The following is a 12363-nucleotide window of genomic DNA, read 5'->3' on the forward strand; positions in this document are numbered from 1 at the left end:
CTTCCCTCCCTCGTCCGCCCCCTTCCCTCTCCCTCTTCTCCCTCCCTCTTCTCCCTCTGCGAACCGGAGTTGTACTCGTGATCGTCATCACCACCCCGACCGGCGGCATCGGCCGACAGGTCCTCGACAACGTCCTGGACTCCCTCGACGCCCGCGGGGGCGGGACCGCGGTCCGCGTGATCGCCCGGGACCCCGGCCGCCTCACCGCCCGGGCCCGCGAGCGGGCGGAGGTCCTCCAGGGCTCGCACGCCGACGCCGACGTCCTCGGAGCCGCCTGCGAGGGTGCCGACCAGGTGTTCTGGCTGGTCCCGCCGGATCCCCGCGCCGAAAGTGTGGACGCCCACTTCCGCGCCTTCTCGCTGCCGCTGTGCGAGGCCGTCGCGCGGCAGGGCGTCGCACGCGTCGTCGCCGTCTCCACCCTGGGCCGCGGCGTCGCCGAGAACGCCGGCCAGGTCTCCGCCTCGCTCGCCATGGACGACCGGATCGCCGCCACCGGCGTGCACTACCGGGCGCTGTGTCCGCCCTTCCTGATGGAGAACCTGCTCGGCCAGGCGAAGGCCCTGCGCTCCACGGGGGAGCTTCGCATGGCCTACCCCGCGGACCGCGTGCTGCGGACCTGCGCCACCGCCGACATCGCCGTGACGGCGGCCCGGCTGTTGCTCGACGCCTCCTGGACCGGCCGCGCCGACGTCCCGTTCGTGGCCCCCGACGACCTGACCCCCGAGGGCATGGCGGAGGTCCTGTCCGGCGTACTGGAGCGGCCGGTGCGCGTGCGGGAGTCCACACCCGAGGAGTACCGGGTCTCCCTCCTCGGCTTCGGTGCGAGCGAGGACGTCGCCCGGAGCTACGCCGACATGGCCTCGGCGATGAGTACCCAGGGCTTCTACGGCGAGACCGAGCCCGGCACCCCCGACACCGCGCCCACCGGCTTCCGCCGCTGGTGCGAGGAGGTCCTGCGGCCGGCCGCGCTCTCCTGACCCGCGGGCCCCGTCACCGCTCCAGCAGCATCCGCTGCAGCTCCCGCGCGGCGCGCGGCGGGGCCACGTCGCTGCGGTGGGCCAGGGCGATGGTGCGGTGCAGGCCGGGGCGGGCCAAGGGGGTCACCCGCAGTCCGCGGCCGGAGCGGGCCGCCACCATCCGGGGGACGACCGCCATGCCCAGGCCCGCCCGTACGAAGCCCAGCACCGCGTCCATCTCCCCGCCCTCGACGGCGAAGTCCGGCTCGAACCCGGCCGAGCGGCACGCGGCCACCGTCAGCTCCCGCAGGTCGTAGCCGTGCCGGAACATCACCAGGCGCTCGCCCTCCAGGTCCGCGACGCGCACGGCCCGGCGTCCGCCGCCCGGCCGGGGCGACTCCGGGGACGACACCACCACCAGGTCCTCCCGCAGCAGCTCCACCGTGGTCAGCGCGGGCGACGCGGTGGGCAGCGGCAGCACCACCAGGGCGAGGTCGAGCGCGCCGCGCGCCAGCTCCCGCACCAGGTCGTGCGAGCCGCCCTCCTCGATCAGCAACCGGATGCCGGGGTAGCGGTCGTGGAAGGCGCGCAGCACGTCGGGCAGCAGGCCGGTGCACAGGCTCGGGGTGGCGCCCAGCCGGACCCGGCCGCGCCGCAGCTGCACCAGCTCGAGGACCTCGTGCCGGGCGGTGTCGGCGTCGGCGAGGATGCGCCGGGCCAGCGGCAGCAGCGCCTCCCCGGCGTCGGTGAGCGTGATGTTGCCGCGCGCCCGCAGGAACAGGTCAGCGCCCAGCTCCCGCTCCAGCGCCTTGACCTGCTGCGACAGCGACGGCTGCGCCACGTGGACCACCTCGGCGGCCCGGGTGAAGTGCCGGGTCTCGGCGACGGCCACGAAGTACTGGAGCTGCTGCAACTGCATGAGGCGAGCATAGGCGAACGATAGGCGCATCCTATGGAAACGAGGTGGACCATGTCTTGGACCGATTGCCCTCACGCCCCGTACCGTCCGTGACATGGCTCTGGCAACGCGGACGGACCGACGGACGTCCATGGCGCGCACCGTGTGGGACTCGACCGTCGGCAAGAAGACAGTGATGGCGGTCAGCGGTCTCGTCATGCTGCTCTACCTGGTCGCCCACATGATCGGGAACCTGAAGATCTTCTTCGGGACCGAGGAGTTCAACCACTACGCCCACTGGCTGCGCACGGTCGGCGAGCCGTTCATGCACTACGAGTGGACGCTCTGGCTGATCCGCGTCGTGCTCGTCGTCGCCGTCGTGGCCCACGCCGTCTCCGCGTACCAGCTCAGCCGCCGCGACATCAGGGCCCGGCCCAGCAAGTACGTGCACAAGAAGAGGCGCGCGAGTTACGCCACGCGCACCATGCGCTGGGGCGGGGTCATCCTCGGCCTGTTCATCGTGTGGCACGTCCTCGACCTGACCACGGGCACCGTGCACTCCGGCGGCTTCGAGTCCGGCAAGCCCTACCAGAACGTCGTGGACACCTTCTCCACCTGGTACGGCAACGTCATCTACCTCGTCGCGATGCTCGCCCTCGGCCTGCACATCCGGCACGGCTTCTGGAGCGCCGCCCAGACCCTCGGCGCCGGCAGCCGTACCCGCGACCGTGCCCTGAAGACGACCGCGAACATCCTCGCGCTGCTGCTCACGATCGGCTTCGTCGCCGTACCCGTGGGCGTCATGACCGGAGTGGTGAGCTGACATGACAACCTACGCCGACTACACGACCGGCGAGCCCGTCGCCGACACCAAAGCCCCCGCCGGGCCCGTGGCCGAGCGCTGGGACACGCGCCGTTTCGAGGCCAAGCTGGTCAACCCCGCCAACCGGCGCGGGAAGACCGTCATCGTCGTCGGCACCGGCCTCGCGGGCGGCTCCGCCGGCGCGACGCTGGCCGAACAGGGCTACCACGTCGTCCAGTTCTGCTACCAGGACTCCCCGCGCCGCGCCCACTCCATCGCCGCGCAGGGCGGCATCAACGCCGCGAAGAACTACCGCAACGACGGCGACTCCGTCCACCGCCTCTTCTACGACACCGTCAAGGGCGGCGACTTCCGCTCCCGCGAGTCCAACGTGCACCGGCTCACGCAGATCTCCGTCGAGATCATCGACCAGTGCGTGGCGCAGGGCGTGCCCTTCGCCCGCGAGTACGGCGGACTGCTCGACACCCGCTCCTTCGGCGGCGTCCAGGTCTCCCGCACCTTCTACGCCCGCGGCCAGACGGGCCAGCAGCTGCTGCTCGGCGCCTACCAGGCGCTCAGCCGGCAGGTCGCGGCCGGCAACGTCGAGATGCACCCGCGCACCGAGATGCTCGACCTGGTCGTCGTCGACGGCCGGGCCCGGGGCATCGTCGCCCGGGACCTGATCACCGGGAGGATCGACACGTACTTCGCCGACGCCGTGGTCCTGGCGAGCGGCGGCTACGGCAACGTCTTCTACCTCTCGACCAACGCCATGAACTCCAACGCGACCGCGATCTGGCGGGCGCACCGGCGCGGCGCGTACTTCGCCAACCCCTGCTTCACGCAGATCCACCCCACCTGCATCCCGCGCACCGGTGACCACCAGTCCAAGCTGACGCTGATGAGCGAGTCGCTGCGCAACGACGGCCGGATCTGGGTGCCGAAGGCCAAGGGCGACGACCGGCCGCCGAACAGGATCCCCGAGGACGAGCGCGACTACTACCTGGAGCGCATCTACCCGTCCTTCGGCAACCTCGTCCCCCGCGACATCGCCTCCCGGGCCGCGAAGAACGTCTGCGACGAGGGCAGGGGAGTGGGCCCCGGCGGCCAGGGGGTCTACCTGGACTTCGCCGACGCCGTCGAGCGCATGGGCCGGGAGGCCGTCGAGGCCAAGTACGGCAACCTCTTCGACATGTACCAGCGGATCACCGACGAGGACCCGTACCGGGTGCCGATGCGGATCTACCCCGCCGTGCACTACACGATGGGCGGACTGTGGGTCGACTACGACCTCCAGACCACCGTCCCCGGCCTGTTCGCGATCGGCGAGGCCAACTTCTCCGACCACGGCGCCAACCGGCTCGGCGCCTCCGCACTGATGCAGGGCCTGGCCGACGGCTACTTCGTGCTGCCGGCCACCATCAACGACTACCTCGCCCGCAACCCGCTCGGCGACGAGGTCGACGACGGCCACCCCGAGGTGCAGGAGGTGCTGGCCGAGACCGAGGACCGGCTCAACCTGCTCCTCTCCGTCGACGGCGACCGCACTCCGGACTCCTTCCACCGCGAACTGGGCGAAGTCATGTGGGAGTTCTGCGGCATGGCCCGCACCGACTCCGGCCTGCGCAAGGCCCTGGAGCGCATCCCGCAGATCCGCGAGGAGTTCTGGCGGCGCATCAAGGTCCCGGGCACCGGCGAGGAGTTCAACCAGTCCCTGGAGAAGGCCAACCGCATCGTCGACTACCTGGAGCTCGCCGAGCTGATGTGCCTCGACGCGCTGCACCGCGCCGAGTCCTGCGGCGGCCACTTCCGCGAGGAGTCCCAGACCCCGGACGGTGAAGCGGCCCGCAAGGACGACGAGTTCGGCTACGCGGCCGCCTGGGAGTTCACCGGCACCGGCGACGCCCCCACCCTGCACAAGGAAGACCTGGTCTTCGAGTACGTCCACCCCACCCAGCGGAGCTACGCATGAAGCTCACCCTGCGCGTCTGGCGGCAGCAGAGCGCCGACGCCGAAGGCGCCATGTCCACGTACGAGGTGGACGGGATCTCCCAGGACATGTCGTTCCTCGAGATGCTCGACACCCTCAACGAGGAACTCATCCTCAAGGGCGAGGACCCCGTCGCCTTCGACCACGACTGCCGCGAGGGCATCTGCGGCGCCTGCTCGCTGGTCATCAACGGCGACGCCCACGGCCCCGAGCGGACCACCACCTGCCAGCTGCACATGCGGTCCTTCCGGGACGGCGACACCATCGACATCGAGCCGTGGCGGGCCTCCGCCTTCCCGGTCGTGAAGGACCTGGTCGTCGACCGCTCGGCCTTCGACCGGATCATCGAGGCGGGCGGCTACATCACCGCGCCGACCGGCGCCGCGCCGGAGGCGCACGCCACGCCGGTGCCGAAGCCCGACGCCGACCTCGCCTTCGAGCACGCGGAGTGCATCGGCTGCGGGGCCTGCGTCGCCGCCTGCCCGAACGGCGCGGCGATGCTCTTCACCTCCGCGAAGGTCAACCACCTGAACGTCCTGCCGCAGGGCGCGCCCGAGCGGGAGACCCGGGTGCTCGACATGGTCGGGCAGATGGACGCGGAGGGCTTCGGCGGCTGCACCCTGGCCGGCGAGTGCGCGACGGCGTGCCCCAAGGGCATCCCCCTGGTCTCCATCACCGGCATGAACAAGGAGTGGCTCCGCGCGACCCGCAGGGCGGCCAAGCGCTGACGCTCCACCAGACGTTCGCCGACAGGTGCGGACGGACGGGGCCGGGAGAGGTGCTCATCCCGGCCCCGTTTCGCTGTGCAGGCGACCGGCATTCAGGAAGCGCACATCCGCTTTCCCGGCAGTCGTCATGTGCAGTACAGCCGGCGTCGGAAGAACTGGGGCGGACCCGTCCCCGGCCCAGGAGAGCACCCATGACCGGCGTACTGACCGCTGACCGCCCCCAGAAGCCCGCCGCGCCCCGCCGCTACACGATCGCCCTCGCCCGCGACGAGGAGGACGTACGGGCCGCGCAGCGGCTGCGCCACGACGTCTTCGCCGGGGAGATGGGCGCGCTGCTGGCGAGCCCGCACCCCGGGCACGACGTCGACCCCTTCGACGCGTACTGCGACCACCTGCTCGTGCGCGAGGAGACGACCGGCCAGGTCGTCGGAACCTACCGGCTGCTGCCGCCCGAGCGCGCGGCGGTCGCCGGGCGGCTCTACGCCGAGAACGAGTTCGACCTCACGCCCCTGGACGCCATCCGGCCCGGGCTCGTCGAGGTCGGCCGCTCCTGCGTGCACCCCGACCACCGCGACGGCGCCGTCATCGGGCTCATCTGGGCCGGCATCGCCCGCTACATGACCGACGGGGGCCACGAGTGGCTGGCCGGCTGCTGCTCGCTCCCGCTCGCCGACGGCGGAACCCTCGCCTCCGCCACCTGGGACCGGGTGCGGGCCAAGCACCTGGCGCCCGAGGAGTACCGGGTGCGGCCGCTGCTGCCGTGGGTCCCGCGCCCGGCGGCGCCCGCCGCGCGCACCGGACTGCCGGCGCTGCTGCGCGGCTACCTGCGGCTCGGCGCCTGGGTCTGCGGCGAGCCCGCGCACGACGTGGACTTCGGCGTCGCCGACCTGTACGTGCTGCTGCCGATGAGCCGGGTCGACCCGCGCTACCTGCGGCACTTCCTCTCGCTCGTCCCGGCGTGATGAGCGCCTGGCTGCCGACGGCGCCCTGCACGCCGGGGGCCTGCGTGGAAGCGTCCCGGCGCGCGGCGGCCGTACCGCGTGCCGTGCTGCGGCTCACGGCGGTCGCCGCGCTCCTCCTCGCCGGGATCGCGGTCGTGTGCGTGCCGTCCGGCCTGCGGCACAGGCTGCCCGCGGCCCTGGTCAGGCGCTGGTGCCGGTGGGTCGTGCGGGCGGCGGGCGTCCGGGTCCGTGTCACGGGGGCCGCCGCGTCCGAGGGCGGGCTGCTGCTCGTCGCCCCGCACGTCTCCTGGCTCGACATCCCGCTGCTGGCCGCCGTACGCCCCGCCAGGATGCTGGCCAAGAGCGAGGTCCGGCGCTGGCCGGTGGCGGGCGCGCCCGCCGCACGCGCCGGAGTGCTGTTCATCGAACGGGACCGGCTGCGGGCGCTGCCGGCCACGGTCGACGCGGTGGCGCGGGCGCTGCGCGCGGGCGCCGCGGTGGCCGTCTTCCCCGAGGGCAGCACCTGGTGCGGTCGTGCCCGGGGGCCCTTCCGCCGGGCGGTGTTCCAGGCCGCCCTGGACGCCGGGGCGCCGGTCCAGCCGGTCCGGATCCGCTACCGGTCCGGAGAGGGGGAGGTGAGCACGACCCCCGCCTTCGTCGGGCCGGACACGCTGCTCGCCTCCGTGTGGCGGGTGGTGTCGGCACGGGGGCTGACCGCCGAGGTCGACGTGTGTCCGGCCGTGCCGCCCGGCCGGCACGGCGACCGCCGAAGCCTCGCCGAGGCGGCCGAGCAGGCGGTCCACAGCGGCGTCCACGACGGTGTTCCCGGCCGGGGCCGGTCCGGTGTTCACGGCCGCTGTGGGGAAGCACCTTCGAAAAGTATGTGTGCTTTGTGAAGTTTGTTCCGTTTCCGCGCCGTCGGATGCGGACAACCGGAAGGCAGGCACTCGAAAGGAGGGTGATGGCAGATGATCACCCGTGAGGAGATCGCCAACGTCCTGGACCAACCGGTCTACGACGGGGACGGCAACAAGATCGGCGACGCGAAGCATGTCTTCTTCGACGACATGACCGGGCGCCCCGAGTGGGTGAGCGTCAAGACGGGAATGATCGGCTCCAGCGAGTCCTTCGTGCCCGTACGCGACGCCGCGATGGTGCAGGACCACCTCGAGGTTCCCTACGGCAAGGACCAGGTCAAGGGCGCGCCCAGTGTCGAGGTCGACGCGGGCGGCCATCTGTCGGAGAGCGAGGAGCACCGCCTCTACGACTACTACGGCATCAACTTCGACAGCGTGCTGTCCGAGGCCGAGCGGACGGACGACGGCCGCTGGGCCGCGGGTCCGGGCACGGCGGGTGCCGCGGGCGCGGCCGGTCTGGCCGGCACCGAACAGGCCGGTACGGCCCGCGGCACGACCGGTCGGCAGGACGCCCGGGACCGGGCGGACATGACCGACGAGAACGCCATGACCCGCTCCGAGGAGCAGATGCACATCGGCGTCGAACGGCGCGAGGCCGGCCGGGCCACGCTGCGCAAGTACGTGGTCACCGAGGACGTCCAGCAGACCGTTCCGGTGACCCACGAGGAAGTGCGGGTGGTGCGCGAGCCCATCACGGACGCCAACCGCGACGAGGCTCTGGCCGGCCCCGAGATCAGCGAGGCCGAGCACGAGGTCACGCTGTACGCGGAACGCCCCGTCGTGGAGACGGAGACGGTTCCGGTGGAGCGCGTCCGGATGACCACGGAGGAGCACACCGAGAACGAGACCGTACGCGGCCAGGTCCGCAAGGAACGGATCGAGGCCGAGACCGAGTCCTTCACCGAGGACGACGAGATGCGGCGGGGCCGCGAGTGACCGAACCCCTCCGTCGTCGTGGGACCACGCGCCGGTGAACCCCGTTCACCGGCGTGTCCCCGCGCCCAGCGCCCGGGCCAGATGGGGTGCGGTGGCGCTCCCGGCAGCCTCCGCCACCTCGGCCGGTGATCCCGCAGCGACGATCCGTCCGCCGGCGTCGCCGCCGCCCGGCCCGAGATCGATCACGTGGTCGGCGCCCGCCACCACGCTCATGTCGTGCTCGACCACGACCACCGTGTGACCGGCGTCGACCAGCTCGTGCAGCCGGCCCACGAGCACCTCCACGTCGGCCGGGTGCAGACCGGTCGTCGGCTCGTCGAGCAGGTACAGCGTGTGGCCCCGCCGCCCGCGCTGCAGCTCGCTCGCCAGCTTGATGCGCTGCGCCTCCCCGCCCGACAGCTCCGTGGCGGGCTGCCCGAGCCGCAGATAGCCCAGACCGACGTCCAGCAGCGCCGCCAGGCTGCGGGCCACCGCCGGCGTGTCCGCGAAGAACTCCGCCGCACCCTCCACGGTCAGGTCCAGCACCTCGGCGATGTTCCGCCCCCGGTACGCCACTTCGAGCGTCGCCGGGTTGTAGCGCGCCCCGCCGCAGTCGGGACACGGCGCGTACGTACTCGGCAGGAACAGCAGCTCGACGCTGACGAAACCCTCGCCCTGGCAGGTCTCGCAACGTCCTCCCGGCACGTTGAACGAGAACCGGCCCACGCCGTACCCCCGCTCGCGGGCCTGCCCGGTGGCGGCGAAGACCTTGCGCACGGTGTCGAACAGGCCCGTGTACGTGGCCAGGTTGGAGCGCGGGGTGCGGCCGATCGGCCGCTGGTCGACGCGGACCAGCCGGTCCACGCCCGGCAGTTCCCGCGTGATCCCGTCGACCAGCGTCGACTTCCCGGACCCGGACACGCCCGTGACGGCCGTGAGCACACCGAGCGGGAACCGGGCGGTGACCCCGCGCAGGTTGTGCCGTTCGACCGGGCCGACCGTGACGGTGCCCTTCGGCGGGCGCACCTCGCGGACCGGGGCGGGGGAGCGGTCGAAGAGGTGACGGGCGGTGGCGGACTCCGCGACGCCGGCCAGCCCGTCGACGGGACCGCTGTAGAGCACCCGCCCGCCGTGCTCGCCCGCCCGTGGACCGACGTCCACGATCCAGTCGGCCGCGCGCACCACGCCGAGGTGGTGCTCCACCACGAACACCGAGTTGCCCGCCGCCTTCAGCCGCTCCAGGACCGCCAGCAGGGCCTCCGTGTCCGCCGGATGCAGTCCCGCCGACGGCTCGTCCAGGACGTACACGACGCCGAACAGGCCGGACCGCAGCTGCGTCGCCAGCCGCAGCCGCTGCAGCTCGCCCGCCGACAGGGTGGGCGTGGCGCGGTCCAGGCTCAGATAGCCGAGCCCCAGCTCCAGGACCGGCGCGATCCGTGCCGTGAGGTCGCCGGTGAGCACCTCGGCCGTCTCGTCCCCGGCCGGCAGCAGTCCGGCGAGTTCGGTCAGCGGCAGCGCGGCCAGCTCGGCGATGGTGCGGCCGCCGACGGTCACCGCGAGGGCCTCCCGGCGCAGCCGCCCGCCGCCGCACAGCGGGCACGGGGCACTGGTCAGGAAGCCCTCCGCCCTCGCCCGCAGGGCCGGACTCTTCGAGTCGGAGAACGTCTTCAGCACGTACCGCCGGGCGCTCGTGTACGTGCCCCGGTACGGCCGCTGGATCCGGCCCGCCTCCCGCACCGGGTGGACCGTGACCACCGGCTGCTCGTCCGTGAACAGGATCCACTCCCGCTGCCCGGCGGGCAGCGCGCGCCAGGGCCGGTCCACGTCGTACCCCAGCGCGTCCAGGACGTCCCGCAGGTTCTTGCCCTGCCAGGCGCCCGGCCACGCGGCGATCGCGCCGTCCCTGATCGACAGGGAGGGGTCCGGGACCAGCAGTTCCTCGGTCGTCCGGTGCACGCGGCCCAGCCCGTGGCACTCGGGGCACGCCCCGGCCGCCGTGTTCGGTGAGAAGGCGTCGGAGTCGAGCCGCTCCGCGCCCGGCGGGTAGTCACCGGCCCGGGAGAAGAGCATCCGCAGGGAGTTGGAGAGACTGGTGACCGTGCCCACCGAGGAGCGGGACGTCGGCGCCGCGCGGCGCTGCTGGAGCGACACGGCGGGCGGCAGGCCGGTGATCCCGCCCACTTTCGGGGCGCCGACCTGGTGGATGAGCCGGCGCGCGTACGGCGCGACCGACTCGAAGTAGCGCCGCTGGGCCTCCGCGTAGACGGTCCCGAAGGCCAGCGAGGACTTGCCCGAGCCGGACACCCCCGTGAACACGGCGAGCACGTCCCGGGGGACGTCCACGTCCACACCCCGCAGATTGTGCTCACGGGCGTCGCGCACCCGGACGTACGGGTCGTGGGGGCTGTGCATCGAGAAGGGCTCCGTACGGATTCCGGCCGCCGCTGCGACCGTGGGGACGTGGGGTGTGGAGGGTGTGGGGTGCGTAAGGCGTCGAAGGCACCGAGGGCGCGGAGGGCAGGGGGACGGCGGGACAAACCCCGTGATTCTACGCCCGTACGGTGGACGTCCCCGCGCCGACGACGCGCGCGAGCCGCCGGTACGAGTCGAGCAGCGCCGCGCGGTCGTAGGTGCTGGTGGTGACGAGGACCTCCTGCGCGCCCGTGTCGCGCACGAGGGACTCCAGCGCGTCGGCGACCTGCTCCTCGGTCCCGGCGACGTGCCCGGCGAGGCCGGACTCGTACAGGCCGCGCTCCCTGACGGTCATCGTCCGGGCCTCGACCTCCTCGGCCGGGGGCAGGGGAGGGAAGGCGCCGCGCGTGCGGGCCTCCGCCATCGACCAGGCCTCCGGCACCAGCAGCCGCCGGGCGGCGTCGGGCGTGGCGGCCACCGCGACCGTGCCGGACACGACGACGTACGGCTCCGTACCCCACTCGGAGGGGCGGAACCCCTCGCGGTAGCGGTCGACGGCACGCCGCATGCGGTCGCGGTCGCGCAGGTCCCCGACGACCACCGGCAGCCCCGCGCGGGCGGCGACCGCCGCGCCCTCGCCCATGGCCAGCACGAACGGCGGGACGGTCAGCCCCTCCGAGGGGCGCGCGTGCACGCCCGTGGGAGAGGTGCCGCGGAACCAGCCGAGCAGCTCCGCGAGCTGGGCGTCGAAGTCGTCGGCGTCGTCCTTGTCCCGGCCCAGTGCCCGGCGCACGCCGTCGGTGAAGCCCACCGAGCGGCCGAGGCCCATGTCGATCCGGCCGGGGAAGAGCGACTCCAGCACGCCGAACTGCTCGGCGACGACCAGCGGCCGGTGGTTCGGCAGCATCACACCGCCGGTGCCCACGCGGATGCGGGTGGTGGCACCGGCCACGGCCGCCGCCAGCACGGTCGGCGCCGAGCCCGCCACTCCGGGCACACCGTGGTGCTCCGCCACCCAGAACCGGTGGTAGCCCAGCCGCTCCGCCTCCCGCGCCAGCTCCACGGTGTCGCGCAACGCCTCACCGGCGGTGCGGCCCGCCCGGATGCGCGAGCGGTCGAGAACGGAGAAGCGGGTGGTGGTGGTCGCTGAGGTCACACCCGGTTCAACGCTCGTACGCCGCCCAGATTCCCGGGCCGCGTCCTAGGGTGGCCGGGTGAGTGACAGCACCCGGACCCCGGTGGCCGTGTTCGACCTGGACAACACCCTCGCCGACACGGCGCACCGGCAGCGGTTCCTGGAGCGGCGGCCCCGTGACTGGGACGCCTTCTTCGCGGCCGCGCCGCACGATCCGCCGCTCGCTCCGGGGGTCGAGCTGGTGCGCGCGAGCGCCGCGGAGTGCGAGATCGTCTATCTGACCGGGCGGCCCGAGCGCTGCCGCCGCGACACGCTGGACTGGCTCGCCGCGCACGGTCTTCCGGACGGGCCGCTGCACATGAGGGGCAACGCCGACCGGCGGCCCGCCCGGCGCACCAAGCTGGAGATCCTGCGGCGGCTGTCCCGGACCCGTGAGGTGCGGGTCCTCGTCGACGACGACGAGCTGGTCTGCGACGACGCCGAACGGGCCGGCTTCCGTGTCGTGCGGGCCCGCTGGGCGGACCGGTCGGCCGAGCTGCGCGTGGCGCAGGAGCGCGAGGGGCGCACCTGAACGTCCGGTGAGTCCGGCACGTCGGTCCGGGTCGTCGGTCCGGGTCGTCGGTCCTCTGTGCGTCGGTCCTCTGCGCGTCGGTCCTCCGGCCGCAGGTC

11 protein-coding genes are annotated in these 12363 nt (G+C 73.2%); 8 read left to right on the forward strand and 3 right to left on the reverse strand.

Features of this window, described 5'->3' with window-relative positions; genetic code table 11:
• Nucleotides 1–77: 77 nt before the first annotated feature.
• On the forward strand, nucleotides 78–977 hold the full coding sequence (locus tag HZS56_RS25230; protein WP_216723086.1) for an NAD(P)H-binding protein: 900 nt from the start codon (nucleotides 78–80) through the stop codon (nucleotides 975–977).
• Between the two features lie 13 nt (nucleotides 978–990).
• On the opposite strand, the gene HZS56_RS25235 is transcribed toward HZS56_RS25230, so the two are convergent.
• Complete coding sequence (locus HZS56_RS25235) at nucleotides 991–1875, reverse strand: LysR family transcriptional regulator (RefSeq protein ID WP_216723087.1); 885 nt, start codon at nucleotides 1873–1875, stop codon at nucleotides 991–993.
• 130 nt (nucleotides 1876–2005) lie between these two features.
• On the opposite strand from HZS56_RS25235, the gene HZS56_RS25240 reads away from it, so the two are divergent.
• The 6 genes from HZS56_RS25240 to HZS56_RS25265 all read left to right on the forward strand — a co-directional run bounded on the left by HZS56_RS25240 (nucleotide 2006) and on the right by HZS56_RS25265 (nucleotide 8168).
• Nucleotides 2006–2677 carry a succinate dehydrogenase gene (locus HZS56_RS25240; RefSeq protein WP_216723123.1) on the forward strand — a complete coding sequence of 224 codons (672 nt, stop codon included), beginning with the start codon at nucleotides 2006–2008 and terminating at the stop codon, nucleotides 2675–2677.
• Nucleotide 2678: 1 nt separating this feature from the next.
• On the forward strand, nucleotides 2679–4628 hold the full coding sequence (locus tag HZS56_RS25245) for a fumarate reductase/succinate dehydrogenase flavoprotein subunit (protein WP_216723088.1): 1950 nt from the start codon (nucleotides 2679–2681) through the stop codon (nucleotides 4626–4628).
• Nucleotides 4625–5374, forward strand: a complete 750-nt coding sequence (locus HZS56_RS25250; RefSeq protein WP_216723089.1) for a succinate dehydrogenase/fumarate reductase iron-sulfur subunit — start codon at nucleotides 4625–4627, stop codon at nucleotides 5372–5374. Before HZS56_RS25245 ends, HZS56_RS25250 begins: the two co-directional genes overlap by 4 nt.
• A 191-nt stretch (nucleotides 5375–5565) precedes the next feature.
• Complete coding sequence (locus HZS56_RS25255; RefSeq protein WP_216723090.1) at nucleotides 5566–6336, forward strand: GNAT family N-acetyltransferase; 771 nt, start codon at nucleotides 5566–5568, stop codon at nucleotides 6334–6336.
• Nucleotides 6336–7211, forward strand: a complete 876-nt coding sequence (locus HZS56_RS25260; RefSeq protein ID WP_216723091.1) for a lysophospholipid acyltransferase family protein — start codon at nucleotides 6336–6338, stop codon at nucleotides 7209–7211. Before HZS56_RS25255 ends, HZS56_RS25260 begins: the two co-directional genes overlap by 1 nt.
• Before the next feature lie 72 nt (nucleotides 7212–7283).
• Entirely contained in the window at nucleotides 7284–8168 is an 885-nt protein-coding gene (locus HZS56_RS25265) for a DUF2382 domain-containing protein (RefSeq protein ID WP_216723092.1), read from the forward strand.
• Nucleotides 8169–8213: 45 nt separating this feature from the next.
• Here HZS56_RS25265 and HZS56_RS25270 read toward each other — a convergent pair whose 3' ends face one another.
• Both HZS56_RS25270 and HZS56_RS25275 read right to left on the reverse strand, forming a co-directional pair.
• Nucleotides 8214–10559 carry an ATP-binding cassette domain-containing protein gene (locus HZS56_RS25270; RefSeq protein ID WP_216723093.1) on the reverse strand — a complete coding sequence of 782 codons (2346 nt, stop codon included), beginning with the start codon at nucleotides 10557–10559 and terminating at the stop codon, nucleotides 8214–8216.
• 136 nt (nucleotides 10560–10695) lie between these two features.
• On the reverse strand, nucleotides 10696–11715 hold the full coding sequence (locus HZS56_RS25275; RefSeq protein WP_216723094.1) for an LLM class flavin-dependent oxidoreductase: 1020 nt from the start codon (nucleotides 11713–11715) through the stop codon (nucleotides 10696–10698).
• A 58-nt stretch (nucleotides 11716–11773) separates the two neighbouring features.
• On the opposite strand from HZS56_RS25275, the gene HZS56_RS25280 reads away from it, so the two are divergent.
• A complete protein-coding gene (locus HZS56_RS25280; RefSeq protein ID WP_216723095.1) occupies nucleotides 11774–12265 on the forward strand; it encodes a phosphatase domain-containing protein in 492 nt (163 codons plus the stop codon).
• The last annotated feature ends 98 nt before the right edge of the window (nucleotides 12266–12363 follow it).

The sequence above is a fragment of the Streptomyces mayonensis genome (assembly GCF_018982965.1).
GTDB lineage: Bacteria > Actinomycetota > Actinomycetes > Streptomycetales > Streptomycetaceae > Streptomyces > Streptomyces mayonensis.